This window comes from Enterobacter sp. 237C8 (assembly GCF_034106865.1).
In the GTDB taxonomy this organism is placed as follows: Bacteria; Pseudomonadota; Gammaproteobacteria; order Enterobacterales; family Enterobacteriaceae; genus Enterobacter; species Enterobacter asburiae_B.
Map to the genome: position 1 here is coordinate 508497 of NZ_JAWNDF010000001.1, position 26668 is coordinate 535164.

At 57.1% G+C, this 26668-nt stretch carries 22 protein-coding genes; 12 read left to right on the plus strand and 10 right to left on the minus strand.

Annotated features, from left to right (window positions below; all coding sequences use genetic code 11):
* Nucleotides 1-71 precede the first annotated feature (71 nt).
* Complete coding sequence (rlmF, locus tag USF70_RS02505; RefSeq protein ID WP_240607940.1) at nt 72-983, plus strand: 23S rRNA (adenine(1618)-N(6))-methyltransferase RlmF; 912 nt, start codon at nt 72-74, stop codon at nt 981-983.
* Between the two features lie 48 nt (nt 984-1031).
* Here rlmF and ybiO read toward each other — a convergent pair whose 3' ends face one another.
* From ybiO to rhtA, 6 genes are all read right to left on the minus strand, one after another.
* On the minus strand, nt 1032-3245 hold the full coding sequence (gene ybiO, locus USF70_RS02510; RefSeq protein ID WP_320735240.1) for a mechanosensitive channel protein: 2214 nt from the start codon (nt 3243-3245) through the stop codon (nt 1032-1034).
* 124 nt (nt 3246-3369) lie between these two features.
* Nucleotides 3370-4092, minus strand: coding sequence for a glutamine ABC transporter ATP-binding protein GlnQ (glnQ, locus tag USF70_RS02515; RefSeq protein WP_087822220.1), 723 nt, complete (start codon nt 4090-4092; stop codon nt 3370-3372).
* Nucleotides 4089-4748, minus strand: a complete 660-nt coding sequence (gene glnP, locus USF70_RS02520; RefSeq protein ID WP_003858462.1) for a glutamine ABC transporter permease GlnP — start codon at nt 4746-4748, stop codon at nt 4089-4091. The genes glnQ and glnP overlap by 4 nt, the downstream gene beginning before the upstream one ends.
* A gap of 84 nt (nt 4749-4832) precedes the next feature.
* Complete coding sequence (gene glnH, locus USF70_RS02525) at nt 4833-5576, minus strand: glutamine ABC transporter substrate-binding protein GlnH (protein ID WP_033144999.1); 744 nt, start codon at nt 5574-5576, stop codon at nt 4833-4835.
* 362 nt (nt 5577-5938) lie between these two features.
* Nucleotides 5939-6442: a DNA starvation/stationary phase protection protein Dps gene (dps, locus tag USF70_RS02530; protein ID WP_010428924.1), complete on the minus strand. Its 504-nt coding sequence runs from the start codon at nt 6440-6442 to the stop codon at nt 5939-5941.
* A 299-nt stretch (nt 6443-6741) separates the two neighbouring features.
* Complete coding sequence (rhtA, locus tag USF70_RS02535) at nt 6742-7629, minus strand: threonine/homoserine exporter RhtA (protein ID WP_023334998.1); 888 nt, start codon at nt 7627-7629, stop codon at nt 6742-6744.
* A gap of 354 nt (nt 7630-7983) precedes the next feature.
* On the opposite strand from rhtA, the gene ompX reads away from it, so the two are divergent.
* Nucleotides 7984-8502 carry an outer membrane protein OmpX gene (gene ompX / locus USF70_RS02540; protein WP_023310884.1) on the plus strand — a complete coding sequence of 173 codons (519 nt, stop codon included), beginning with the start codon at nt 7984-7986 and terminating at the stop codon, nt 8500-8502.
* Between the two features lie 95 nt (nt 8503-8597).
* Here the strand turns inward: ompX and USF70_RS02545 are convergent, their stop codons facing one another.
* A complete protein-coding gene (locus USF70_RS02545; protein WP_087822221.1) occupies nt 8598-10181 on the minus strand; it encodes a phosphoethanolamine transferase in 1584 nt (527 codons plus the stop codon).
* A gap of 283 nt (nt 10182-10464) precedes the next feature.
* On the minus strand, nt 10465-10593 hold the full coding sequence (mntS, locus tag USF70_RS02550) for a manganase accumulation protein MntS (RefSeq protein WP_014831181.1): 129 nt from the start codon (nt 10591-10593) through the stop codon (nt 10465-10467).
* 183 nt (nt 10594-10776) lie between these two features.
* Between mntS and mntR the strand changes: the two genes are divergently transcribed.
* The 9 genes from mntR (at nt 10777) to USF70_RS02595 (ending at nt 21417) form a co-directional block, all read left to right on the plus strand.
* Complete coding sequence (gene mntR, locus USF70_RS02555) at nt 10777-11250, plus strand: manganese-binding transcriptional regulator MntR (RefSeq protein WP_023310887.1); 474 nt, start codon at nt 10777-10779, stop codon at nt 11248-11250.
* The gene (locus tag USF70_RS02560) at nt 11247-12356 is read left to right on the plus strand and encodes an anion transporter (protein WP_033145002.1); all 1110 of its coding nucleotides are present in this window, start codon (nt 11247-11249) and stop codon (nt 12354-12356) included. The genes mntR and USF70_RS02560 overlap by 4 nt, the downstream gene beginning before the upstream one ends.
* A 101-nt stretch (nt 12357-12457) precedes the next feature.
* Nucleotides 12458-13552, plus strand: coding sequence for an HlyD family secretion protein (locus USF70_RS02565; RefSeq protein WP_032661279.1), 1095 nt, complete (start codon nt 12458-12460; stop codon nt 13550-13552).
* The gene (locus USF70_RS02570) at nt 13549-15120 is read left to right on the plus strand and encodes a DHA2 family efflux MFS transporter permease subunit (protein WP_033145003.1); all 1572 of its coding nucleotides are present in this window, start codon (nt 13549-13551) and stop codon (nt 15118-15120) included. The genes USF70_RS02565 and USF70_RS02570 overlap by 4 nt, the downstream gene beginning before the upstream one ends.
* Complete coding sequence (locus tag USF70_RS02575; protein WP_048976793.1) at nt 15120-16643, plus strand: efflux transporter outer membrane subunit; 1524 nt, start codon at nt 15120-15122, stop codon at nt 16641-16643. The genes USF70_RS02570 and USF70_RS02575 overlap by 1 nt, the downstream gene beginning before the upstream one ends.
* Nucleotides 16644-16745: 102 nt before the next feature.
* Entirely contained in the window at nt 16746-17786 is a 1041-nt protein-coding gene (locus tag USF70_RS02580) for an aldo/keto reductase (protein WP_214579141.1), read from the plus strand.
* Between the two features lie 148 nt (nt 17787-17934).
* The gene (locus tag USF70_RS02585) at nt 17935-19311 is read left to right on the plus strand and encodes a glycoside hydrolase family 1 protein (RefSeq protein ID WP_045887588.1); all 1377 of its coding nucleotides are present in this window, start codon (nt 17935-17937) and stop codon (nt 19309-19311) included.
* A gap of 51 nt (nt 19312-19362) precedes the next feature.
* Entirely contained in the window at nt 19363-20685 is a 1323-nt protein-coding gene (locus USF70_RS02590; protein WP_167818297.1) for a PTS sugar transporter subunit IIC, read from the plus strand.
* A 15-nt stretch (nt 20686-20700) separates the two neighbouring features.
* On the plus strand, nt 20701-21417 hold the full coding sequence (locus USF70_RS02595; protein WP_039261436.1) for a GntR family transcriptional regulator: 717 nt from the start codon (nt 20701-20703) through the stop codon (nt 21415-21417).
* 43 nt (nt 21418-21460) lie between these two features.
* On the opposite strand, the gene ldtB is transcribed toward USF70_RS02595, so the two are convergent.
* Entirely contained in the window at nt 21461-22381 is a 921-nt protein-coding gene (gene ldtB / locus USF70_RS02600) for a L,D-transpeptidase (RefSeq protein ID WP_029740604.1), read from the minus strand.
* Nucleotides 22382-22603: 222 nt separating this feature from the next.
* Between ldtB and USF70_RS02605 the strand changes: the two genes are divergently transcribed.
* Complete coding sequence (locus USF70_RS02605; protein WP_039261438.1) at nt 22604-24199, plus strand: ABC-F family ATPase; 1596 nt, start codon at nt 22604-22606, stop codon at nt 24197-24199.
* 91 nt (nt 24200-24290) lie between these two features.
* Here the strand turns inward: USF70_RS02605 and USF70_RS02610 are convergent, their stop codons facing one another.
* Nucleotides 24291-26654, minus strand: coding sequence for a glycoside hydrolase family 31 protein (locus USF70_RS02610; RefSeq protein ID WP_320735241.1), 2364 nt, complete (start codon nt 26652-26654; stop codon nt 24291-24293).
* Nucleotides 26655-26668: the final 14 nt, after the last annotated feature.

Consider the following 26668-nt stretch of genomic DNA (forward strand, 5'->3'; position numbering starts at 1 on the left):
AACAGCGCAGAGAAAGATTTACCGTTGGGCCAGCAAAGGGTATCTTACGCCGCTGTTTAAAGGAGAATGCCATGACTGCCCAAAAGCCGGGATTGCACCCGCGAAATCGCCACCGCAGCCGCTACGACATGAACGCGTTATGCCTGAGCTGCCCGCCGCTGCAGGACTATCTTGTTCAGACCCCAGCGGGTGAGCCCTCGGTCAACTTTGCCGACCCGCAGGCGGTTAAAATGCTGAACAAAGCCCTGCTGGCGCATTTTTACGGTGTGGCTCACTGGGATATTCCGGAAGGCTTTCTCTGTCCACCCGTGCCGGGCCGCGCGGATTACGTTCATCACCTTGCCGACCTCCTTGCCGAAGGCAATGAGGGTGTCGTTCCACAGCAGGCCACCATTCTGGATATTGGCACCGGGGCGAATCTGATTTACCCGCTGATCGGCGCGCATGAATATCAGTGGCGCTTTACCGGAAGCGAAATCGGTGACGAGGCCTTTGCCAGCGCTCAGGCGATTATCAGCGCTAACCCGGGATTAAGCCGCGCTATTCGCCTGCGTCGTCAGAAAGACGCGGCGTCGATATTCAACGGCATTATTCACAAAAACGAAAGCTATGACGCCACGATGTGCAACCCGCCGTTCCATGATTCGGCGGCATCGGCCCGTGCGGGCAGCGAGCGCAAGCGCCGTAACCTGGGTCAGGCTGAAGATGCCGCGCTGAACTTCGGCGGACAGCAGCAGGAGCTCTGGTGTGACGGGGGCGAAGTGGCGTTTATCCTGCGCATGATTGCGGAAAGTAAACAGTTTGGCCGTCAGGTGAAGTGGTTCACGACGCTGGTTTCCCGCGGGGATAACCTGCCGCCGCTCTACCGCGCGCTGACCGAAGCGGGCGCCGTAAAAGTGGTGAAAAAAGAGATGGCGCAGGGCCAGAAACAGAGCCGCTTTATCGCCTGGACGTTTATGGAAAACAACAAACGTCGCAAATAGAACTCCGTCGTAGGCCGGGTAAGGCGAAGCCGCCCCCCGGCAACCAGGTTACAGCGTCGGCTCCTGCGGCGGGAGCGGCGATGCGGGCGGCGGCAATACCTGATACGTCTGCACGGGCATCCGCACGTTCGCCATATCGAAGTGTTTCTTCACCATGCTGTCGAGGGCAAAGCGCACCGTCCACTGCTTCAGCGGCTGGGTGGTGAACGACACGCGCAGGGTAAACGCCGTGTTCGTCAGCCCGACGATGCCGGCAAATGACGGCTCTCCGATCACCAGCCCGCGAATATCCTCCATCTGCATCAGTTCTTCTACCGCATCGCGCAGCGCCTGCTTCGCTTTATCTGCATCCTCGTGGCGATCCACATCATAGTTCGCCACAACGGAACCAATCCCGCGCACAAAGTTGGCGAAGGTGGTGATCGAAGACCAGGGGATGATGTGGTAGGCCCCGGTGTCCTGACGCACGCCAACCGAGCGGATGGACATCCTCTCCACGGTGCCGGTTAACGGCCCGATGGTCACCAGATCGCCTGTGTTCATCCCGTTTTCAAACTGGATAAAGATGCCGGTAATAATATCCTTCACCAGCGTTTGTGAGCCGAAGGAGATGGCCAGCCCCAGGGCACCGGCACCCGCCAGCAGCGGGGCGATATTCACGCCGATTTCTGACAGCACGATCATAATGGTGATGGTGCTGATAATGACCGCCAGCGCGTTGCGAAACAGGGTTAACAGCGTTCTTGCTCGCGCGCTGGGTAGCGGCCTACCGTGTATATCCGAGACAAGACGGTTCTCAATAAGGCTCGCCAGCAGCGTCCAGCCGACGGCGGAGAAGAATAAAATCAGCGCGATGCGAATCAGGATGTCGACCGTTTTTTCACCCGCACCGTTGTGCAGCCAGTTCCAGAAATCAAACAGGCTCCACGCATTCAGAAGCAGCATAATCGCCACGCAGACGGTGAGAATGCGCGCCACTTTGAGCGATACCGACATCCAGCCGTTTACCCGTTTTTGCAGTTCCGGGTAATTACGCTGCACCTGCGGTGACAGGGTGATGGTTTTCGAGATCCAGCGCGACAGCAGCCCCGACACAAAGGCCGCGATGCCGATAATGGCCAGGCTTTTGAACGTCGCCCCCATCATAAATTTCAGGCTATTGCCCGGGTCAAACAGCGAGAAGAAGCACAGCACGATGAAGTAAGCGCTTGCCAGCCAGTGCCACACCAGGGCGAACGCGCGAATAAAGAGGCTAAAGAACGAGAGGGAGCGATCGGCCAGATTCAGCAGGCTTTGGGTAATGGTTTTTTTATTGTGGAAGATCAGATACAGCGACCAGACGGTAATGCAGATCATGATTAGGACGTTTGCCAGCGCGCCAAACTGGACGTTCACCTGGTTGGAGATGATCGGCACGGCAACCAGCAGGCCGTAGCCAATCAGCCCGCTGAGCACGCTCAGACGCAGCGCCCAGTACTTCGCGCTCGCATCCCGAATGGAGAAAGGCCGCAGCTCCGGCACGTGCGGACAAAAGAGTAACCGCAGCAGCGCCTTGAAGAACTCAATCAGGGCAAAGGCATTCAGGAAAAGCGACTGCTGGAAGGCGATGGTTTTGTTGCCTGCATTCAGCCTGTCGGCCAGCATCTGGCCTAAAAACAGCGTCAACGCAAGCAGCAGTAAATCGATGATAAACGCTGAGGCTATCATCAACGGCAGGTGCAGCCAGCTGCTTTTATGCTGATTCTTCCTGCGACCCCATTGCCCCATTTTGCGGTACAGCGGCCACGCGCACAGGCGTACCAGCCAGTAAAAAAGAAATACCGCACCCGCCAGCATCAGGAACTGCGTGGCGGCGGCGGTAAAGGTTTGCGGGTTAAACGGCTTGTGCGGGGAGCCAATCAGGTTGCGGTACAGCTGAGCGAAGCGTGAGGAGAGCGCTTCTCCATAGTGGCGGCTCACGTCGGTGACGTTTTCCAGCACCGTTTTTTGCTCCTCAACCTGCGGCGGGGTGAGGGTTGGCACCGACTCCTGCGGCGGCGTGGCGGCGGCTTTGCGCAGCTGGCCAATGAGCTCCTGCCGGGAGGTGTCGTTTTCAAGGACGTCGGCAAGCGCACCGTAGGCGGCTTTTTTCTGTTCAACATCGGGTTCCGGAGGCGGCGTATTTTGCTGGGTCGCAGGGGTTGCGGTGGTCACGCCGGGGATCGCGACGGCGAACGAAGGCGCACTAAACAGGCTAATCAACAGCAGCAGGATCCACGGCACGGCGTCCTCCGGTGAAAATGTCGAACAAAATGATAAGTATAGAAGTCGGGGCGAGGAGGGGGATTTTTGGGAACAATCTGGCGTAAAAAAGCCGGGCAAGCCCGGCTTAGCGTAAAGCGATGGATCAGGAGACGTGCTGCAGGAACTCCTGCAAACGCTGGCTCGGCGGGTTCGCAATCAAGTCCTGCGGGTTACCGTCTTCCGCGATACGGCCTTTATCAATAAAGATCAGGCGGGACGCCACTTTTTCGGCAAAGCCGATTTCGTGGGTTACGATAACCATCGTCATCCCTTCTTCCGCCAGATCCTGCATGACCTTCAGCACCTCGTGACGCAGCTCCGGGTCGAGTGCGGACGTAGGCTCATCAAACAGCATCATTTTCGGTTTGACCGCCAGGGCGCGGGCAATCGCCACACGCTGCTGTTGACCGCCGGACAGCTCGGAAGGGAAGTGGTGCGCACGTTCTGCCAGGCCGACTTTCGCCAGCAGATCTTTTGCCAGCGCTTCCGCCGCCGCTTTGCTGGCACCGCGCACGCGCAGCGGGCCAAACATCACGTTTTCCAGCGCCGTCAGGTGCGGGAACAGGTAGAACTGCTGGAACACCATGCCCGCTTCCTGACGAATCAGACGGTCGTCCACTTTCGGGTCGTTTACCTTCAGGCCGTCGACGATCAGATCGCCGCTGGTGATCTCTTCCAGCTTGTTGATGCAGCGCAGCAGGGTGGATTTACCGGAGCCGGATGGCCCAATAATCACCACCACTTCACCCTGTTTGATGTTCAGATCGATATTGTGCAGCACCTGGGTTGGGCCAAAGTGCTTGGAAACGTTTTTAAATTCAATCACAGGATTTTCATCCTTCTTTCAAGACGACGCAGAACGAAGCTCAGAACCAGAGTAATGATCAGGTAGACAACGGCTACCGCACTCCAGATTTCCAGCGCGCGGAAGTTGCCAGCTATGATCTCCTGCCCCTGACGGGTCAGCTCTGCCACGCCGATAACAATGAACAGCGAGGTATCTTTAATGCTGATGATCCACTGGTTACCGAGCGGCGGCAGCATGCGACGCAGCGCCAGCGGCAGAATAACGTGGCGGATCGTTTCGCGACGAGAAAGACCTAGCGCCAGACCGGCTTCACTGAAACCTTTATGAATCGACAGCACCGCACCGCGGGTGATTTCCGCAATGTAGGCGCCTGAGTTGATCATAATGGTGACGACGGCTGCGCTGAACGGGTCGATGCGCAGGTCGGTGAACGCCATAGGCAGGGCGAAGTAGATGAACATGACCTGCACGACAATTGGCGTGCCGCGGATCACTTCGATGAAAACCAGTGCGATGTGGTTTGCGATCCAGCCGCCGTAGGTGCGGGCGAAACCGGCGACAAGACCGATAATCAACCCACCAACCAGACCCAGGACCGAAATCCACAGGGTCATTTTAGCGCCTTCAAGCAAGAGTGGAATGGCAGGCCAGATGGCGCTCCAGTCAAACTGCATGATAATTTCCTGTTACTGTTACCGTGTTTCAAAAATAGCAGGGGCGAAAGGTCGCCCCCGAGTGAACGTCATTTTTACGTCTTATTATTTAGGCTCGGTACCGAACCATTTTTTGTAGATTTCGTTATAGGTGCCGTTCTCTTTCAGCGTTTTCAGCGCGCCGTTAACTTTCGTGCGCAGGTCGTCGCTGCCTTTCGGGAACGCGATACCGTACTGCTGCGCTTCCAGAGACTCGCCAACGGCTTTGAACTTACCGTTACCGGCTGTCTTGATGAAGTACAGGATGTTAGGCGTGTCGTGCAGAACAGCGTCAGCACGGCTGGTGCCGAGTTCCATGTACGCGTTGTCGATGTTCGGGAACTGACGCAGGTCTTTGGTTTTGATATTTGCTTTCGCGTAATCAACAGAACCGGTGCCGCTCTTCACTGCCACCACTTTGCCGTCGAGATCTTTCACGCTTTTTACGTCGTTATTATCGGCTTTGACCATGACCAGCAGGCCGCTTTTGTAGTAGCCGTCAGAGAAGTCGATCGCTTTTTTACGTTCATCGGTAATGGTGATGCCTGCCAGCGCCAGATCAACGTTTTTGGTTTGCAGTGCCGGGATGATGCCGCTGAAGTCCATAGGCTTCAGGGTGTAATCCAGTTTGAGTTCTTTTGCGACAGCGGCCCACAGATCCACATCAAAACCAACGTATTTATCACCCTGTTTGAATTCAAACGGAACGAACGCCGTGTCGGTCGCCACAACCAGTTTGTCGGCAGCCTGAGAGGACACTGCAAAAGCCAGGGTAAGTGCAGCCAGTGAAACTTTTAATACAGACTTCATAGCATTTCCTTTTATATCCACGGGGCGATCCCCTGCGAGAACAGGTGGCACAATGAAAAAATCGTGCCAACTTTACAAGCTATTGTTTTGCAAAGGGGATGATGTCATGCATTGCACAATAAATGGGGCAATGAGGCTTTATTGCACCAAAGTGGAGCACCGTTTTGGTGCGCTTCGTTTGGCTCAACTGACGGGGAGATATTTAGCGTAAATTCTGACGAAAAAACAATCTTCCGTTAACGGTTGTGTGAGGTGATTATTACATTTCGTTCACTTTTGCAGGTGTGCAGACAAAAACTGTGCACCATAGATGTGCAAAACCCTCACCGGAGGGCGAGGGTTTGATAGAAAATTCGTATGAATTATTCGATGTTAGATTCGATAAACCACAGGAACTGGTCCAGGTCGCGGGAGGCGGCAGTGAAAATGTCTGCGGTATCTTCGTCTTTGGCTTCGCCGATCGCTTTGCGCACGTCATTGGCCACAATCGCGTAGCGGTCCGCCAGCTCTTTCAGGTGATCCTGAACGGTATGGATATCCAGCGGATAACTCTTCAGTGGCGTTTTGCTGTTGATCACCTGCGTGGTACCCAGCGCCACGCCGCCTAACTGAACGGCACGTTCAGCCATCGTATCGAGGTGGGTCACGAGTGCTGTGCGGAAGCCATCCAGCATTTCATGAACGGCAATAAAGTTTGCACCGCGCATATTCCAGTGGGCCTGTTTGGTGATCAGCGAAAGATCGATGAACTGGATCACCTGGCGATTCAGCAACTCAATGGTCGCCTTTTTGTCGCTATCCGATACATCGTTACGGGTATAAAGCAGATTAGACGCTTTCGTTTTCACCAGTTTAGCGGTACTCATAATCTCATATCCTCTTGATGTTTATGTCCCAGGTAATTACGGAACTAAGTATAGCACCGGATTTTTTCTCTGCGGTTTGGCTGTGCCTATCGGTTTAATAGCGAGAAGTGGCTTGTGAATTTAATTCATTGAAATAAATGGGTAATTTTAAAATTGATACAGATCAATCTTAATTGCTGGATGGGGATGTAAACGCAGAGGGATATTTCGAAAATAGAACAAAGTGTGTAAGAAATTATAACGTCTGTCTTTCTGGCCTTTATTCTGCATGGCGTGGAAGCCATGCAGAATATATGGCCTTAGCTGATATCCACTTTCTCAACTTTAGGTTCCGGGCGCATGGTGAGCGTCGAGCCCATTGATGCCGCGATAATCGAGCAGAGCGCCAGCGTCTGGGTCAATGTCAGGGTTTCGCCGAGAAACACCATTCCGGAAATGGCGGCTAGCGCAGGCTCCATGCTCATCAGGGTGCCAAATATGCGCGTCGGCAGACGCGTAAGGGCAATCATCTCCAGAGAGTAGGGGAGTGCGGTAGAGAGAATCGCGACCGCTAGCCCGATGGGCATGACGGACCATTGCCAGATAGATTCGGTCGCCTGCGCCATGCCGATAGGCACGAAGACGATGGCTGCGATCAGGGAACCTAACGCGACGGTCGCCGGACCGTGCTCTTCTCCTGCACGCTGGCCCGTAAGTATATAGACGGCCCAGCAGGCGCCAGCACCCAGCGCCAGGGCTGCGCCCGTCAGATCGATCTCAGCGACGCTCTGGCCCAGCGGCAGCAGGAACCATAAGCCCAGAACGGCTAACACAACCCAGATAAAATCGACCGGACGTCGCGAGGAGAAAAGCGCCACCGCCAGCGGGCCGGTAAACTCCAGCGCGACGGCGATCCCCAGCGGTATCGTCTGAATAGAGAGGTAGAACAGATAGTTCATTGCCCCGAGGGAAAGTCCATAAAACAGCAGGGGTAAACGCTGCTCCTTTTTGAAGCGCAGACGCCAGGGTTTGAAAATGACCACCAGTATCGCCGTGCCCAGCACGATACGCAGGGCAGTCACGCCTGGCGCACCAACCAGCGGGAAAAGTGATTTTGCCAGCGAAGCACCGCTTTGAATGGACAACATGGCAATGAGTATGACTGCCACCGGCAACCAGACCGACGACGTGCGGGATAACCCAGGCATCCTTTCTCCTGTCAGCTTATGTCAAATGAGGTAAAGGTTGCAGTGTAAAGGAAATAAGCGGCAACGGTTGAGGCGCTGTTGAAAAAAAACCGTGTCAAATCCGTAAAATGGTTAAGCGCTGGTGGATTTATCGCCTGATAGATTAGGAATAATCTGGATGAATGTAACGGCGCGTACGCGCAATATGCGCTTTTAGTAGTGAAAATTGCATGTGATTTGAAAGAGATAGCTGATGCTGGAAACGTTCTGTTACAGGAAAGGTTTCATTAGACATCACGAATCACAAAGAGTTTCGCAAATTTTTTTGATATATTTAAAACTTACGGACTTACTTGAAGCACATTTGAGGTGGTTATGAAAAAAATTGCATGTCTTTCAGCACTGGCCGCTGTACTGGCTGTTTCCGCAGGTACCGCTGTAGCTGCTACTTCTACTGTTACTGGTGGTTACGCTCAGAGCGACTATCAGGGCGTGATGAACAAAGCTAACGGTTTCAACCTGAAGTATCGTTACGAGCAGGATAACAACCCACTGGGCGTGATCGGTTCTTTCACCTACACCGAGAAAGATCGTTCTGAAAACGGCGCATACAACAAAGGCCAGTACTACGGTATCACCGCTGGTCCAGCTTACCGTCTGAATGACTGGGCGAGCATCTACGGTGTTGTAGGTGTTGGCTACGGTAAATTCCAGCAGACTGAAAACCAGAGCGAAAGCCGCACTGCAAGCAACAGCGACTATGGCTTCTCCTATGGCGCAGGCCTGCAGTTCAACCCAATCCAGGACGTTGCTCTGGACTTCTCCTATGAGCAGAGCCGTATCCGCAACGTTGACGTTGGCACCTGGATCGCGGGCGTAGGTTACCGCTTCTAATCACTCCGGTGAGCTAATAAAAAATCCGCCCAATGTGGCGGATTTTTTTTTGTCTTTTCCCTCTCCCTGTGGGAGAGGGTGAGGGTATCGGACCGCTACTTACTCTTAATATCGAAAATATCCGTACCCAGATGGTTGTAGTCAACTTTCTGTAACTTGAAGTTGGTAACGTACACTGGGGGAGCTTTCTTGTTAGAGACAAACGGGTAAGCCGTTTTTATCTGCTCGGCTGTAATCCCCGTCCACTGCGAGAAGAACTGCAGGAAATCATTTGCCGAACGGCGCGCTTTAATCACGCGATGCGTTTTATCGTCGCTCGACAGCACCATAAACGGCACCTGGAAGTTCTGCTGGAACTTGTCATCGTGCGCCAGGTACTGCACCTCTTTACCACGCTCTTTAAACGCCAGCCCGTGATCCGAGAAATAGACCATGGAGAAGCTATCGCCCGTATTGCGCAGCTGATCGTACAGCTTGCTCAGCAGGTCGTCGGTTTGCGTCATGGTGTAGAGATAGCAAGAGGTCTCTTTGGACTGCACGAACTCCGCGTACTTCCCGCCGGTCCGATCGCAGGCCTGCGGGTGCGACCCCATCAGGTGCAGGACGATCAGCTGAGGCTGGGTGCGCGGGGTGGCGAAAACCTGTGCCGTCATTTTCAACAGCGCTTCGTCTTTGGTGTTTTTGTCAGCTTCAAAGTCGCCGTTCTTCAGGAACTGCACTTCGTCCGCACGTTTGGCGATACTGGCGATGGCCGTATCGTATTCGCCAATTTGCCCCTGATTGGAGAACCACCAGGTCTGATAACCCGCGCGGTTTGCCAGGGTGACAAAATTATCCTGATACTGGGGTTTGCCGTCGACGACACGGTTTAGGGTCAGGCCGAGCGATTTCTGCGTCGAGCCGCTGGCCGCGACATAATCGGTAAACAGCGTGCCTTTAACCGAACTGGCAAACGGTGTGTTATCCCAGTGTCCGCCGAAGGCTCCCATTGCATCGCGACGTGCACTTTCGCCAATCACCACCACATAGGTGTGATATTTCGGCTTAACGGCCAGCACGTTCCAGGTGTCTTTCATATTGGAAAGCTCAGCCATGCGCGCCTGCTCGTCGAGAACCTCTTTATTATTGACAACGACGTCCTTCACGAAGCGGAAAACCGGATAGCCGATATTGGTGAGCCTTAGCTTACCGTCCCAGGGAATATTCTGGATGGGGGCGACAAACGCCACGGCAACGCTGAACACCAGACAGAGTATTTCGATCTTACCCCAGTTTTTTTTCTCGCCCGGCTGACGGCGGATGGCGATGACGCCCAACGCGAAGATAAAGATCCCGACCACGTAGCTGTACCACGGGAAGATCGTCAGGATCTCCGTTGACTCTTCCATATTGGTCGAGTGCAGCGCCAGCAGGGTATTAAAGTTTGGCGCGCCGTAAGCCTGGCCAAACGGGAAATAGAGTGCAGCGACCAGCGAGCAGATCCCGATTAACGCTTTTTGCACGCGCGGTGCGGATCGCCACAGCACATGCAGAACGCAGGTGAACGCCACCGCGTAGAGCAAACTAAAGGGATAACCCAGCGCAAAGTTAATCAGTAATGACTGCAAAAAGTAAAAACCCGTCCACGGGCTTAAGGCCCGGCTGCGGGTCACAACGGTATCTATCAGGGTTACATTCATAGGTCACTATCATGGATGAAAACGCCATGTGCTCACCCTGGCGTCAAGGGTCATAACCTGCCTGACAGTGCGTGGAGAGGGAATGAGGGTCCGCTTCAGCGAGCCGCAAATTGTGCAGGGCTGCAAGAAGATAGTGCGAGCGCTAAAGAATATCAACAGTTGCTAAGCAGATGTTTTGCGAAGGGGACTGCAAATCCGTAAAAAAGATCGGGAATAAGGCGGCTGGAAGCCAGTTTACAGCGAGATTGTGACGGGAAAATGAAGCGGCGTACCGCAACGCCGCTTAGTGGGAAGGTTTGTCGTCCTGATGCGGTTTGTTGTTAAACATATCGCACAGCATGTTCAACAGCATTAAGCGCACTTTAAAGGGAGAGTGGGTAAACACGGTCATGCACCTCTTGAATTCGTTCATAAGACCTCCTGAGTTTTGATCCCTTCGATCCGTGAAGGGTGACTGCATTACATACAGATATAGCACAGGCTATATTGTATAGCTATGGCTATTTCGTTAATTTTTTGTGCTTGCGGAGCTATGGTTTACAATGTGCGCTCTCGAATCCGGGCGCTGGAAGCGTCACCCCACTGAGGAAGTACAATGAACCGTCGCGCAGGTCATCCGACAATGAGGAAAACGACGCAACTGGTGAATGTTGAAGAACATGTCGAAGGTTTTCGCCAGGTCCGTGAAGCGCACCGGCGTGAACTGATTGATGATTATGTTGAACTCATTTCCGATCTGATTCGTGAGGTTGGTGAAGCGCGCCAGGTCGATATGGCCGCCAGGCTGGGGGTTTCACAGCCAACTGTCGCTAAAATGTTAAAACGCCTGGCTTCCGTGGGCTTAATTGAAATGATCCCCTGGCGCGGTGTTTTTCTGACGCCGGAAGGGGAGAAACTCGCGCAGGAGAGCCGCGAGCGCCATCAGCTTGTCGAGAATTTTTTGCTGGTGCTGGGCGTCAGCCCGGAGATCGCCCGCCGGGATGCGGAAGGCATGGAACACCACGTCAGCGAAGAGACGCTGGTGAAGTTTCGCGAATTTACCCTTAAATATGGTCCCTCCGCTGAATGAAAATCCCCGGACTGCAGGCCCTGGCACGCGATCGTTTCTTCCATCTCTTATTAATCATTGGCGCAGCGTTAAGCCTCTTTGTGCCTTTTGCGCCACACGCCTGGCCCGCCGCAATTGACTGGCGCACCATCATTACCCTGAGCGGCCTGATGATGCTCACCAAAGGGGTCGAGCTGAGCGGCTATTTTGACGTTCTGGGCCGTAAAATGGTGCGCCGCTTTGCCACCGAGCGCAGGCTGTCCCTGTTTATGGTGTTCTCCGCCGCGGTGCTGTCGACGTTTCTGACCAACGATGTGGCGCTGTTTATCATCGTACCCCTCACGCTCACGCTGCGTAAGCTGTGCGAGATCCCCGTCAGCCGGCTGATCATCTTTGAAGCGCTGGCCGTCAATGCGGGCTCGCTTCTGACGCCAATCGGCAACCCGCAAAATATCCTTCTGTGGGGACGGTCCGGGCTGTCGTTCGCCGCCTTTACCTGGCAGATGGCCCCTCTGGCGCTGGTGATGATGCTGTCGCTGATGGCGGTGTGCTGGTTCGCGTTTCCGGATAAAAAGCTGCAGTATCACAGCGGCACAACCGGCCCGCAGTGGCAGCCGCGCCTGGTGTGGAGCTGTCTCGGGTTATACATCGTCTTTCTGTTCGCGCTGGAGCTGAAGTATGAGCTGGCGGGCGTCCTGCTCGTTGCCGCAGGCTTTGTCGTCCTGGCGCGTCGCGTGCTGGTGAGCGTGGACTGGACGCTGCTGCTGGTCTTTATGGCGATGTTTATTGATGTGCATCTCCTTATCCAGCTTCCGGTACTGCAGAACGTTCTGCACAGCGTCAGCACGCTGTCTCAGCCGGGACTGTGGCTGACGGCGATTGGCCTGTCGCAGTTTATCAGCAACGTACCGTCCACCATTCTGCTGCTCAACTATGTTCCGCCCGATACGCTTCTGGCCTGGGCGGTGAACATCGGCGGGTTTGGGCTGCTGCCCGGCTCGCTGGCAAACCTGATTGCGCTGCGCATGGCCAACGACCGTCGTATCTGGTGGCGTTTCCACGTCTGGTCGATTCCGATGCTGGTTTGGGCCGCGGCGATCGGTTTCGGAATATTCCTTCTCATATAGTGCGCAATTTGTCAGTTTTTCCTGGCAAACGTATAGCAACGTCCTAGCTTTAGTGAACGGCATAGTGTGATGCCGCTCACTGACAGGACCGTTGCTGAACTATGGCTGAAGATCAAAACCCGCCTGCTGACGAGCAGGACAAAAACAATAATGAGCGTAAGCGCCCGGGCAAGAAACCGTTAATTATCCTCGGCATTGTCGTGGTGGTGATGGTCGTCGTGGCGCTGGTCTGGTGGTTTTTAACCCGTAACGAAGAGACGACCGACGACGCCTTTACCGACGGCGACGTGGTGACGATTGCCCCCAAAACGGCGGGCTACGTTACCGAGCTGCGCGTGCGCGATAACCAGCGCGTGAAAAAGGGCGATCTGCTGGTGGTTATCGATCCGCGGGACACCACCGCGCAGCGCGATCAGGCTCAGGCCCAGCTTGGGCTGGCTATCGCGCAGCTGCATCAGGCTCAGGCGCAGCTGGCGCTTTCAAAAGTCCAGTATCCCGCCCAGCGTGACGAAGCCAAAGCGCAGGTGCTGAAAGCGCAGGCCGATCTGGCGAACGCGCAGGCAGAGTACCGTCGTCAGCGCGGCGTCGACCCGCGTGCGACCACTCAGCAAAGTATCGATTCCGCGAACGCACAGCTGCGTAGCGCACAGGCGGGGCTGGCCAGCGCTCAGGCGCAGCTGGAAGTGGCAGAGCAGGTCCAGCTGCAAATCCGCCAGCAGGAAACCAACGTTGAAGCGCGCGAGCGTCAGGTCGATCAGGCTAAAGCGCAGCTGGAAACCGCCAACCTTAATCTCTCCTATACCGAAGTCCGCGCCCCGTTCGACGGCGTTGTCACCAAACGCAACGTGCAGCCCGGCACGCTGGTGCAGGCGGGGACGGCGCTGTTCTCGCTGGTTTCCCCGAACGTGTGGGTGGTCGCGAACTTTAAAGAGTCGCAGCTCGAGCGCATGAAGCCGGGCGATAAGGTCACCGTGTCCGTCGACGCGTGGCCGGATATGGAGCTTGAAGGGCACGTAGACAGTATCCAGCAGGGCAGCGGCTCGCGCTTCTCCGCCTTCCCGGCAGAAAATGCCACCGGCAACTTCGTCAAAATTGTGCAGCGCGTGCCGGTCAAGATCGTGATTGATAAGGGCCTGGATCCAAACAAACCGCTGCCGCTGGGGCTGTCGGTTGCACCGAAGGTGACGGTGGAATGACGGATCACAGCCACGACAGCTGGAAACCCGCCAGCAATCCGTGGGCGGTGGCGATTGTCGTCACCCTGGCGGTATTCATGGAAATTCTGGACACCACCATCGTCAACGTGGCGCTCCCCCACGTGGCAGGCTCGCTCTCGTCCAGCTATGACGAATCCACCTGGGTGTTAACCAGCTATCTGGTCGCGAACGGCATCGTGCTGCCCATCTCAGCGTTTCTGAGCCGGGTGTTTGGCCGCAAGCAGTTCTTCCTGATTTGCATCGTCATGTTCACCGTCTGCTCGTTCCTGTGCGGGATTGCCACCGAGCTGTGGCAGATCATCCTGTTCCGCGTGATGCAGGGCTTTTTTGGCGGCGGGCTGCAGCCCACGCAGCAGTCGGTGCTGCTCGACTACTTCAAACCCGAAGACAGGGGCAAAGCGTTTGGTCTGTCCTCCATTGCGATTATCGTTGCGCCGGTGCTCGGCCCGACGCTGGGCGGCTGGATCACCGATAACTACTCCTGGCGCTGGGTGTTCTTTATCAACATTCCGGTGGGGATTGTCACGGTGCTGGCGATCTACCAGCTGCTGGAAGATCCGCCGTGGGAGAGCAAATCAAAAGAGAAGCTGACTATCGACTGGACGGGGATCGGCCTGATCGCGCTGGGGCTGGGCTGTCTGCAGGTGATGCTCGACCGGGGAGAAGATGAGGACTGGTTCTACTCGAACTTTATCCGCACCTTCGGCGTGTTGACGCTTGTCGGCATTATCGGCGCCATCTACTGGCTGGTGTATGCCAGAAAGCCGGTGGTGGATCTGCACTGCATGAAGGACCGCAACTTTGCCATCTCCAGCCTGCTGATGGCGGGGATGGCGATGATTTTGTACGGCAGCTCGGTGGTGATCCCGCAGCTGGCGCAGCAGGACCTGGGCTACACCGCTACCTGGTCCGGGCTGGTGCTGTCGCCCGGGGCGGTGCTGATCGTATTAACTATCCCGCTGGTGCTGAAGCTGATGCCGGTGGTGCAGACGCGCTGGATTATCGCCTTTGGCTTTACCTGTCTGGCGGTGTCGTTCTTCTGGTCGCGAACGCTGACGCCGGATATCGACTTCGAAACCCTGGTGCTGTTCCGCAGCGCCCAGTCGATAGGGCTGGGGTTCCTGTTTGTGCCGCTCACGACGATTGCATTTATCTCGATACCGAGGCGGCTGAATGCCGATGCGGCGGCGCTGTTTACCATGTTCCGCAACGTCGCGGGTTCGATTGGCATATCCCTTTCGACGGCGGCCATCACCGAACGCGCGCAGGCGCACAGCGCGCATCTGGCGTACCACGCCTCGCCGCTTAACGAGCAGTTCCAGCAGGCGATACGCGAAAGCGCCCAGGCGATCCAGAACTTCACCACCCAGGTGGGCGACCCCACCGGCATCGCCACCGGACGCATGTACCAGACCATGATCGAGCAGTCGCGCTTCCTGGCCTACATCGACGTCTTTACCATCCTGAGCGCGGTGGCCTTGTTACTGATTCCGTTTTGTTTGTTGCTCTCGCCGGTTAAGAGCGAGGGGAGTGCAGGAGCACATTGATGATACACAGACGTTTACACCCCCTGATGATAATGATGCTGCTGGCGGGCTGCGCCGTTGGGCCTGACTACCAGCAGCCTGCGCCGCCCGCCGTTACGCACTGGAACGATAAGGGCGACAGCGCGGTGAAATCGCAAACTACTTCCGCCGCGACCAATCCGCGCTGGTGGAAGACCTTCGGCTCGCCGCAGCTCGACAGCCTGGTTGAGCGCGCCATTGCCGGAAACCTGACGCTGCAGCAGACGGTGCTGCGCATCGCCGGGGCGCGAGAGCAGATTAACCAGGCGGGTGGGGCGTTTTATCCGTCGGTGAACGGCAATCTGCAAGCGACGCGCCAGCAGCTTGGCCTGGAAGGAGAGCTGAAATCCCACGGCGTGTATGACCAGGTGGATAGTATCGATCCCAACCTGAAGGGCGCGCTGGGGCCGCTGACGCAGCCGATTAACCTATACCAGGGCAGCTTCGACGCCCAGTGGGAAATCGACCTGTGGGGCAAGGTGCGTCGTCAGGTGGAAGCCGCCGAAGCGCAGCAGAAAGCGGCTATCGAGCAGCGTAACGACGCGCTGGTATCGCTGGAGGCCGAAGTGGCGCGCGCGTGGCTCCAGCTGCGCGGGGCGCAGAGCATTATCGCCACGCTGAACACCCAGATTAAAAGCGCGCAGCAGACGCTGGATCTCACCGAAAGCCGCCAGCGGGGCGGGCTGTCGCCGCAGATGGATGTGGAAAACGCCCGGGCGCAGTTAGGCAACCTTGAAGCACAGCTTCCGCAATATCAGGCGCAGGAGCGGCAGGCGATGAACGGCCTGGCGATCCTGCTCGGCAAGCCGCCAGGGGCGCTGGATGGCGAACTTCAGTCTGCGCAGCCGATGCCGGCGTTGCCGGATATCGTGCAGACCGGCATTCCGTCCACGCTGGCACGACGCCGTCCGGACGTGCGCGAAGCGGAGGCGAACCTTCATGCCGCCACGGCGCAAATCGGCGTCTCGGTGGCGGAGCTGTTCCCGAGCTTTACGCTCTCCGGGCAGTTTGGCCTGCGCAACAGCGAAACCAACTGGCTGACCGACTGGAGCAGCCACTTCTACAGCTTTGGCCCGCAGGTCTCCATTCCCATCTTCCAGGGCGGTCGACTGGTCTCCAGCGTCAAGGTGGCGCGCGCGCAGCAGGGAGCGGCGGTGCTGGACTATCGCCAGACGGTGCTGACCGCGCTCGGGGATGTGGAAAACGCGCTGGTGAGCTATCGCACCGACCAGCAGCGTGAAGCGGGTCTCGCAAAAACGATCGACGCCCTGCAAAACGCCTTTGATTTAGCGAGCGACAGCTACCGGCAGGGGATCGCCAGCTTTATCGACGTGCTGGACGCCCAGCGTCAGCTGGCGCAGGCCCAGCAGCAGCGCGCACAGGCGCAGGTGCAGAGCGCGCTCGATCTGGTGGCACTCTACAAGGCCCTCGGCGGCGGCTGGGAGCCGTATCAGCAGGTGCAATTACCGGACTACAGCGTCTTTGGCGACGCCCCGCGCGGATAAATTCAGAGGATTGGGCAAGAAACGGACAGGAACACCACATTCGCGATGGCTGAGGGGCGGGTATAACTATCGGGTACCCAATCGACATGCGAGGAATAACTTATGCGTTATCAAAAACTGGGCAACACCGGTCTGTTTGTTTCTGAACTGTGCCTCGGCACCATGACCTTCGGCGGCGAGGGCGGCATGTGGGGCAAGATTGGCCAGCTCCAGCAAAGTGAAGCCGAGCAGCTGGTGGGCCGCGCGCTGGATGCCGGGATCAACTTTATCGACACCGCGGACGTTTACTCGGAAGGACGCTCGGAGGAGATCACCGGTCAGGCGCTGAAAAACCTGAAGATCCCTCGCGAGAACGTGGTGGTCGCCACGAAAGTGTTCGGCGAAACGGGAACGGCAGGGGTGAACTCGCGCGGCAGCTCGCGCTATCACATCATCAGCAGCGTGAAGGAGAGCCTGCGCCGCCTGCAGCTCGATCATATCGATCTCTACCAGCTTCACGGCTTCGACCCCGCAACGCCGATTGAAGAGATGCTCTATGCGCTGGATAACCTGGTGCAGCACGGCCACGTGCGCTACATCGGCGTCTCTAACTGGGCGGCGTGGCAGATTGCCAAAGCGCTCGGTATTTCTGAACGTCTTGGACTGGCGCGTTTCGCGTCGCTGCAGGCGTATTACACCATTGCCGGGCGCGATCTGGAGCGCGAGTTGGTACCGATGATGCAGAGCGAAGGCGTCGGGCTGATGGTCTGGAGCCCGCTGGCAGGCGGTCTGCTGAGCGGAAAATATGGCCGCGACGGTCAGAGCGAAGCCGGCGGTCGTCGTCTGGAGTTCGACTTCCCGCCGGTGAACAAAGATCGCGCCTTCGACTGCGTGGACGTGATGCGCACTATCGCCGAAAGCAAGGGCGTCTCCGTCGCGCAAATCGCGCTGGCGTGGCTGCTGCATCAGAAAGCGGTGACCAGCGTCATCATTGGGGCGAAACGCGTCGAACAGCTGGACGACAATATCGCCGCGACCGGGATCCGACTGAGCGAAGACGAACTCAAGCAGCTTGATACGGTGAGCGCGCTGCCGCGCGAATACCCGGGCTGGATGCTGGAGCGGCAGGGGGAATATCGCCGCAATCAGCTCGCGCAACAATAACCTTCCTTGCCCCGGCAATGCATCGCTAACCGGGGCTTTTTTTCCCGCATTGCTCACAAAAAACGATCCTCCTCTTTGATCCCCATATCATCTTCGCCTATATGACTAGTCATGAAATTTTAAATGACTAGTCATATAGGGAGAGAGCATGAACAATTCGCTGCCGGCCAATTTTTTATGGGGCAACTCGGTGTCCAGCATGCAGACGGAAGGCGCATGGAACGAGGGTGGGAAGGGGATGTCGGTTTACGACATTCGCGAAGCCGGGGAGAACGTATCCGACTGGAAAGTCGCGACCGACTCCTACCACCGCTACCGGGAAGATTTCGACCTGATGCAGGATCTGGGCATGAACTGCTACCGCTTTCAGATCTCATGGAGCCGCGTCTGCCCGCAGGGCGACGGCGCGTTCAACGACGAAGGCATCGCGTTTTACGACCGTTTTATCGACGATCTGATCGCCCGCGGCATCGAACCGATGGTCTGCCTGTACCACTTCGATATGCCGCTGGCGCTGGCGCAGGAGTACAACGGCTTCAACGACCGCCGCGTGATGGAGGCCTTTATCCGCTACGGCAAAAAGATGATCGACTGCTATGGCGACCGCGTGAAGTACTGGCTGACCTTCAACGAGCAGAACATCTTCCATATGCCTGAAGCGTTCCGCATTTCCGGCTATATGCACGGTGAGAAAACCCTGCGCGAGCTGTACGAGCTGCAGCACCATACGATGGTGGCGCACATGGCGCTGACCGAATATCTGCATCAGACCAGACCGGGCCAGCTGATGGGCGGCATGCTGGCGCACCAGCTGATCTACCCGGCCACCTGCAAACCGCGCGATATCTTCTGCGCCCAGCAGTACGACGAGTTCCTCAACCAGAACCTGCTGCGCGTCTTCGCAGGGCAGGGCTACAGCCCGGCGGTGATGGCGGTGGTGGAGCAGGAGGGCTTTGGCGATATCTACCGCGCCGAGGATTTAGCGCTGCTGGCGCGGACTAAAAACGACTATATGGCCTTCAGCTACTACGCCAGCAAAACGCTGGACAGCGATGCGATCCCGGAAGGCACGCCGGTGAACTATTACCTGCTGCACGGCGAGAAAAACAATCCGTACCTGAAGGCCACCGAGTGGAACTGGCAGATCGATCCGCTGGGCTTTCGCACCATCATCACCCGCTACGCCAACGACTGGCGGATGCCGGTCTTCCCGATCGAAAACGGCATCGGGGTGATTGAGTCCTGGGACGGCGTGAACCCGATTGAGGATACCTACCGCATCGACTACCACCGGGCGCATATCAATGCCATGAAGGAGGCGATGTTCGAGGACGGGGCAGAGGTCATCGGCTACCTCGGCTGGGGGTTAATCGACATTCTCAGCTCCCAGGGCGACATGCGTAAGCGCTACGGCGTGGTCTATGTCAACCGTGAAAACCATGACCTGAAAGACCTGAAGCGCGTGCCGAAGAAGAGCTACGCGTGGTTAAAACAGGTTATCCATACCAACGGACGCGAGATGTAAGCCGTACGCTGCCGGGCCGTTTTTGTGACTGATTGATGGGAACTATCCGCTATGTCTGAAACAAAAATAACACCGCACATGCAGTCTTTTGTCGATAAATTTGTAGAGTTCTCGGCGCGCCTGGCTAATCAGGTGCACCTGCGCTCCCTGCGCGACGCTTTCGCCACGGTGATGCCCATCTTCATCCTCGCCGGTCTGGCGGTGCTGGTGAACAACGTGGTATTTCCGTGGATTTTTCACGGCGACACGCTCGCGCAGTTTAAGGTATGGGGCGAGGCGATTATCAACGGCACGCTGAACATCGCCGCGCTGCTGCTGGCTCCGATGATTGCCTGGTCGCTGGCGCGCAACAAAGATTTCGACAATCCGGTCTCGGCAGTGGTTATCGCCGTCAGCAGCTTCATCATCATGATGCCGATGCGCCTGCAGATTACGCCCGTCGGCAGCGATGCCGCGGTGAACGTCACCCAGGTGCTGACGTTCACCAATATTGGCTCAACCGGGATTTTCGCCGGGGTGCTGATCGGGCTGCTCTCAACGGAAGTGTTTATCGCCATTTCGCGCCTGAAGGCGCTGCACATTTCCCTCGGGGAAAACGTGCCTCCGGCGGTGAGCAAATCCTTTACCGCGCTGATCCCGACCATCCTCACGCTCTCCCTGTTCGCGGTGCTGGCGGCGATACTGGCAAACGTGCTGCACACGGACCTGATCCATCTTATTACCACCTTTATCCAGCAGCCGCTGCGGCTGATCAACACCAGCCTGCCGGGGACGATTTTCATCTACAGCTTCGGTAACTTCCTGTTCACGCTCGGTATTCATCAGTCAGTCGTTAACAGCGTGGTGCTGGAGCCGTTCCTGCTGATCAACACCAACGAGAACATGCTGGCCTTCGCCAACGGCCAGCCCATCCCGCATATCATCAACAACATCTTCGTGCCGACGTTTGGCATGGTGGGCGGCACGGGCAGCACGATATCGCTGCTGATCGCCATCTTTATCTTCTCCCGACAAAAATCGGCGAAGCAGGTGGCGCGTCTGTCGCTGGCGCCCGGTCTGTTCAACATCAACGAGCCGGTGATTTTCGGCCTGCCGATCGTGTTTAACCTGCCGCTGATGATCCCGTTTGTGCTGCTGCCCGCCATCGGCATTTACTTCGCCTGGCTCTGTACCACGCTGGGGCTAATGTCGCGCTGCGTGGTGATGATCCCCTGGACCACGCCGCCCATTCTCAGCGCCTGGCTGGCCACGGCAGGGGACTGGCGGGCGGTGGTGGTGCAGTTGGCAATCATCGTATTTGGTGTATTCTTCTACCTGCCTTTCCTCAAGATTGCCGAGAGAGTGGCGTTGAAAAACAGCGGGATAGAAAACTAACTGAAAGGAAGAACGATGGCGGCGAAGTACATCACCATAGCGCGGGAAATTAAGAAACGCATTATCAGCCAGCAGTACGCCGCCAATGAACCCCTGCCGGACCAGTTTGCGCTGGCGGCGGAGTTCAACTCCAGCCGGATGACCATTCAGCAGGCGATGCGCCAGCTGATCGTCGAAGGTCTGGTCTATACCCGCCAGGGCCAGGGCACGTTCATCCGCAAAAACTTCCTTCAGCTCTCGCAGTGGGACCTCTCCGGCAGCGACTACTTTGGCGCGACTAAAACCTGGGCGCATCTGGGCACGGTGACCAGCCGGGTAGTGCATTTCGAGCTGCGCTTCCCGAACGAAAAAGAGCAGGCGTCGCTGATGATTAACGCCGATGCGCCGATCTATGACTTCATTCGACTCCGTCTGCTGAACGGCGAACCGATGTCGCTGGATTCCACGGTGATGCCGATGAATCTGGTGCCGGGCCTGACGAAAAACCATCTTGAAGGTTCAGTTTTCCAGTACGTGCAGGAGACGCTGGCGCTGAAAATTATGGGGTCGTATCGGGTGGTGCGGGCGCTTAAGCCCAACGCGCTGGACAGGGAGCATCTGGTCTGCGAGCAGACAGATCCCGTCCTGGAAGTGGAGCAGGTGATTTATCTGGAGGACGGCACGCCGCTGGAGTATGCCCACTGTCACTATCGGTACGACCACGGCGGGATTGTGATCGTGAATAACGGATAAAAAAAAAGCGGGCAACGAGGCCCGCTTTTTTAATGCTTCTCTGTTAGTTCAGACGCACCGGCATACCGGAGCGGTTCTGCACGGCCTGGTCAACAATCGCCGTTTCTACGTCTGGCTGAGAAGTCACCGCCTGCACCGCGCTGTTCAGCGTAACAGGGACGATTTCGTTGTTGTTGATCTGGTCTTCGCTGGTGGACAGCGGGTTGTGCACTTCGATGTAGCGGCTGCCGTCTGGCTCAGAGGTCGCCTTCACCGGTTCGTTGATGAACTGCACGCGCGTACCGACCGGCACGTTTTCGAACAGGAATTTGATGTCGTCGTTACGCAGGCGCACGCAGCCGTGGCTTACGCGCAGGCCGATACCAAAGTTGGCGTTGGTACCGTGGATAGCGTACAGGCGGCCAATGTACAGCGCGTACAGACCCATTGGGTTATCCGGGCCTGCCGGTACAACGGCTGGCAGCGGTTCGCCCGCAGCGATGTATTCCGCGTGCATTTTGGCAGTCGGCGTCCAGGTTGGGCCCGCTTTCTTACGCTCAACTTTGGTGGTCCAGTTCATTGGGGTGTCTTTACCCAGCTGGCCGATACCGATTGGCAGCACGATAACGGTGTTGGTGCCTTTCGGGTAGTAATACAGACGCATTTCGGCGCTGTTAATCACGATACCTTCATGAACGGTATCCGGCAGGATCAGCTGCTGTGGAATATTCAGCACGGTACCCGCTTTCGGCAGATACGGGTCAACGCCCGGGTTCGCTTCCAGCATGTTAGACAGGCCCAGCTGGTACTGCGCAGCGAAATACTCCAGTGGCTGAGAGTTACCTTCTGGTACCGTCACAACCTGGTTCTGGCCTACCAGACGGCTACCGTCTGTTGGCAGGGGATACGTCACCGCAGACGCGGTCTTACAAAAACCTACTACGGCTAACGCCGCCGCAAAAAGCGTTGTTAATTTCATGTTCATGTTGTGCGAGGTATCTAAGCCATTCTGGCGATGAGTTGATAAGTCTGAATCTGTGATGGGAGCGCATTATATGTGCATTCCCGCTAACAGGGAATTCAGATGTGTACGAAATCACATTTTTTTCGATTTTGTTAAAGTTTAGTGGATTGCCGCAACACGGGATCTCAATTCGGAATTGTGGCATAATGCCGTGTTTATCACACTTTTCGCAGGAATCTCCCCGTGTTAGTTACCAGCAACGTCACTATGCAGTTTGGCAGTAAGCCGCTGTTCGAAAACATTTCCGTCAAATTTGGCGGCGGCAACCGTTACGGCCTGATTGGTGCCAACGGTAGCGGAAAATCCACCTTTATGAAGATCCTCGGCGGTGACCTGGAGCCGACGCTCGGTAACGTATCGCTCGACCCTAACGAGCGTATCGGTAAGCTGCGTCAGGATCAGTTCGCCTTCGAAGAGTTCACCGTGCTCGACACCGTGATCATGGGGCATGGGGAACTGTGGGAAGTGAAGCAGGAGCGCGATCGCATCTACGCGCTGGCCGAAATGAGCGAAGAAGACGGCTATAAAGTAGCCGATCTGGAAACGCAGTACGGCGAGATGGACGGCTACTCTGCGGAAGCGCGCGCGGGCGAGCTGCTGCTGGGCGTGGGTATTCCGGTTGAACAGCATTACGGCCCGATGAGCGAAGTGGCGCCAGGCTGGAAGCTGCGCGTGCTGCTGGCACAGGCGCTGTTCTCTAACCCGGACATCCTGCTGCTCGACGAACCGACGAACAACCTGGACATCGACACCATCCGCTGGCTGGAGCAGACGCTGAACGATCGCGACAGCACCATGATCATCATCTCGCACGACCGTCACTTCCTGAACATGGTCTGTACGCACATGGCGGATCTGGACTACGGCGAGCTGCGCGTTTATCCGGGCAACTACGACGAGTACATGACGGCGGCTACCCAGGCGCGTGAACGTCTGCTGGCGGATAACGCCAAGAAGAAAGCGCAGATTGCGGACCTGCAGTCCTTCGTCAGCCGCTTTAGCGCCAACGCTTCTAAGTCGCGTCAGGCGACCTCGCGTGCCCGTCAGATCGACAAAATCAAGCTGGACGAAGTCAAAGCCTCCAGCCGTCAGAACCCGTTCATCCGCTTCGAGCAGGACAAGAAGCTGTTCCGTAACGCGCTGGAAGTGGAAGCCCTTGAAAAAGGCTTTGAGAACGGTCCGCTGTTTAAAAAATTCAACCTGCTGCTGGAAGTGGGCGAGAAGATTGCCATCCTCGGTGCCAACGGCGTGGGTAAATCCACCATGCTGAAAACCCTGGTCGGCGAACTGCAGCCGGACAACGGCACCGTGAAGTGGTCTGAAAACGCGCAGATTGGCTACTACGCGCAGGACCATGAGTACGAGTTCGAAAACGACCTGACCGTCTTTGACTGGATGAGCCAGTGGAAGCAGGAAGGCGACGACGAGCAGGCGGTGCGCAGCATTCTGGGTCGTCTGCTGTTCAGCCAGGACGACATCAAAAAGCCGGCTAAGGTGCTCTCCGGTGGTGAGAAGGGCCGCATGCTGTTCGGCAAGCTGATGATGGAAAAACCAAACATCCTGGTGATGGACGAACCGACCAACCACCTGGACATGGAATCTATCGAATCCCTGAACATGGCGCTGGAGATGTATCAGGGTACCCTGATCTTCGTCTCTCACGACCGTGAGTTCGTCAGCTCGCTGGCGACCCGCGTGATCGAAATTACGCCAGAGCGCGTGGTGGACTTCACCGGTAATTACGAAGATTACCTGCGCAGTAAAGGTATCGAGAACTAAAAAAAAGCCGGGTGGCGGCTTCGCCTTACCCGGCCTACGTTCTGTTCCCTCTCCCCGTGGGAGAGGGTTAGGGTGAGGGCATCAGGCCGCACTAGACCACCCACTCGCCCCCTTCGACCCCGTTCACCAGCAGCGTACGTTTTTCCCCTGCAGGCAGCGACACCTTAAGCGATTTCCACGCCGGACGATAATCCCCGCGCGCGTTGACCTTCAGGTTGATGGTTGCGCCGTCGCACACCATTTCCCACTCCACCCACAGCGCGTTGCCGTTCTGGTAGCCCCAGCTTTCGCCGTCGTCTTCAAACAGCATGCCTGAGGTTGTCCCGACGCCCTTCACCGGGAACAGCTTCAGCTCACGGGTCGTATCTTTTTCGGCACTCACATGCGTGATGCGTTCGCTCAGCGGAAGACCGGCACCGGCGCGCACCAGCAGCGGCAGTTTTTCCAGCGGCGCGTCGAGGACGATTGACTGGCCGCCCGCATACCACGCGTGGGTGTAAAAATCATACCAGCCGGTGGCGTTATCCGGCAGCCAGACGCGGCGCTCGCGCTGCCCGGCTTCGACGACGCTGGCCACCAGCAGGTCGCGGCCCAGCAGGAAGTCATCGCACTCCTCAAACGTCTGCGCATCATGCTCGTGGTCGAGGAAGGTCGGGCGCAGCATCGGCTCGTCGTCGGCGTGCGCCTGCCAGAGCAGGGTATAGAGGTACGGCAGCAGGCGGTAGCGCAGCTCAACCGCGCCGCGAATGGCTGGTGTGACGCCCGGGTACATCCACGGCTCGTTCACGGTGTGGTCATCGTTCCACGAGTGAACGGTAAAGCGCGGGTGCATCACGCCGTTCTGCACCCAGCGCACGAACAGCTCGGCGTCCGGTTTGTCGCCGGAGAAACCGCCGACGTCGTGACCGACGTTGAACAGACCGGACAGGCTCATGCCCAGACCCATGCGGATGTTATAGCGCAGGGTGTCCCAGCTGGTGCGGTTGTCGCCGCTCCAGGTCTGAACGTAGCGCTGCATCCCGGCGCAGCCGGAGCGGGAGATCAGGTACGGACGTTTTTCCGGCGCGAAACGCTGCTGCGCTTCCAGCGAGGCGCGCATCATCAGCAGCGGCATCACCGGGCGAATGTGCTTGATGGCGATTTCCTTGCCGAAGCCAAAGCAGCGCGCTTCCCCGTCCCACACTTCATATTCGTTGTTGTCGTTCCAGGTGGAGTCGATGCCCATCTCCAACAGCTGCGTGGTCACGCCGTTCTGCCACCACTGCACCGTCTGCGGGTTGGTAAAGTCGAGGTGCGAACCTTCGTCATCCCAGAAGCTGGAACGTTCCGGAGCATCGGTTTCTGAATCGCGAATGAACAGGCCGCTCTCCGCCACTTCGTTATAGCGCGGATGGTCCTGCAGCAGGCACGGCTTGATGTTGGCCGCAAGCTTGAGCCCCGCGTCGTGGAAGGCCTGGCTCATCACCTTCGGCTGCGGCACCTTGTCATAGTTCCAGTTAAATACGTAGCGCTTGCCGTTGATTGAGGTATAGCCGGAGGAGAGCTGGAACGAGTCGCACGGAATGGCGTGCTCTTCGCACAGGCGGATGAAGTTCATCAGCTGGTTTTGCGCGTCCGGCGCGTCGGTGTAGTGCATGGTAGAGCCGCTGTAGCCCAGGCTCCATTTCGGTCCGAACAGCGTTTTCCCGGTCAGGCGCACGAAGGCTTTGGTGACGTCCAGCACGCGCGTGCCGGTAAAGATGTAGTAATCGATGTCGCCCGCTTCCGCCTGCCAGCGACGATAGGCGGTGTGGTAGTTGTCGATTTCGTTACCCAGATCCAGCCAGCAGCTGCTCAGGTTGTCGTAGAACAGGCCGTAGCTGACGTCGTCGCGGCGGGCGATAGTGAACGGAATATGCTTGTAGAGCGGGTCGGTGCTGGCCGCGTTGTACCCCATTGCGTCGAGGTTGCGCATCTCATAGCGCTTGCCGTTGCGCTGCAGATCGCCCGCTTTTTCGCCCAGGCCGTAGAAACGCTCGTCCTTGCGGCGGCTGAGGTAGTGCGCCACGCCGTCGCCGTGGGCGTTCAGCAGGTAGGCGCTGGTTGGACGGTCGTTGACCAGCGGCTGCCACTCGCCCGCCTCATTGCGGTAGTGCCACTCCAGCCACAGCGGCTGGTGGACCGTCACGCGCAGCTGTTCGGTTGCCACGGTGAGCGTCTCTTCCTGCTGCGTCAGGGTCCAGGCCGGGCAGGAGAAACCGCTTATATCCTCACGACGGCGGCCTTCCCACGGCACGTCTTTTTCCGGCGCGATGCTCCAGGTGCGGTCCAGCGCCAGCTCGCCTTTGCGTTTGATCAGCACGCGGAACAGGTTCTCTTCCAGCACATACAGGCACAGGCGGTGCTGGTTATCGACCAGCAGTTCCAGATGGTTTGCCGACTGCGTATCAAGGGTCCAGTTTTTCAGGGTTTTCATATGCAATACATCCA

Bases quoted from the DNA above. Each gene is read 5' to 3' on its own strand.
- rlmF (WP_240607940.1), top strand. From the start codon at position 72: ATGACTGCCCAAAAGCCGGGATTGCACCCGCGAAATCGCCACCGCAGC.
- glnP (WP_003858462.1), bottom strand. From the start codon at position 4,748: ATGCAGTTTGACTGGAGCGCCATCTGGCCTGCCATTCCACTCTTGCTT.
- glnH (WP_033144999.1), bottom strand. From the start codon at position 5,576: ATGAAGTCTGTATTAAAAGTTTCACTGGCTGCACTTACCCTGGCTTTT.
- dps (WP_010428924.1), bottom strand. From the start codon at position 6,442: ATGAGTACCGCTAAACTGGTGAAAACGAAAGCGTCTAATCTGCTTTAT.
- rhtA (WP_023334998.1), bottom strand. From the start codon at position 7,629: ATGCCTGGGTTATCCCGCACGTCGTCGGTCTGGTTGCCGGTGGCAGTC.
- ompX (WP_023310884.1), top strand. From the start codon at position 7,984: ATGAAAAAAATTGCATGTCTTTCAGCACTGGCCGCTGTACTGGCTGTT.
- USF70_RS02545 (WP_087822221.1), bottom strand. From the start codon at position 10,181: ATGAATGTAACCCTGATAGATACCGTTGTGACCCGCAGCCGGGCCTTA.
- mntS (WP_014831181.1), bottom strand. From the start codon at position 10,593: ATGAACGAATTCAAGAGGTGCATGACCGTGTTTACCCACTCTCCCTTT.
- mntR (WP_023310887.1), top strand. From the start codon at position 10,777: ATGAACCGTCGCGCAGGTCATCCGACAATGAGGAAAACGACGCAACTG.
- USF70_RS02560 (WP_033145002.1), top strand. From the start codon at position 11,247: ATGAAAATCCCCGGACTGCAGGCCCTGGCACGCGATCGTTTCTTCCAT.
- USF70_RS02565 (WP_032661279.1), top strand. From the start codon at position 12,458: ATGGCTGAAGATCAAAACCCGCCTGCTGACGAGCAGGACAAAAACAAT.
- USF70_RS02570 (WP_033145003.1), top strand. From the start codon at position 13,549: ATGACGGATCACAGCCACGACAGCTGGAAACCCGCCAGCAATCCGTGG.
- USF70_RS02575 (WP_048976793.1), top strand. From the start codon at position 15,120: ATGATACACAGACGTTTACACCCCCTGATGATAATGATGCTGCTGGCG.
- USF70_RS02580 (WP_214579141.1), top strand. From the start codon at position 16,746: ATGCGTTATCAAAAACTGGGCAACACCGGTCTGTTTGTTTCTGAACTG.
- USF70_RS02585 (WP_045887588.1), top strand. From the start codon at position 17,935: ATGAACAATTCGCTGCCGGCCAATTTTTTATGGGGCAACTCGGTGTCC.
- USF70_RS02590 (WP_167818297.1), top strand. From the start codon at position 19,363: ATGTCTGAAACAAAAATAACACCGCACATGCAGTCTTTTGTCGATAAA.
- USF70_RS02595 (WP_039261436.1), top strand. From the start codon at position 20,701: ATGGCGGCGAAGTACATCACCATAGCGCGGGAAATTAAGAAACGCATT.
- ldtB (WP_029740604.1), bottom strand. From the start codon at position 22,381: ATGAACATGAAATTAACAACGCTTTTTGCGGCGGCGTTAGCCGTAGTA.
- USF70_RS02610 (WP_320735241.1), bottom strand. From the start codon at position 26,654: ATGAAAACCCTGAAAAACTGGACCCTTGATACGCAGTCGGCAAACCAT.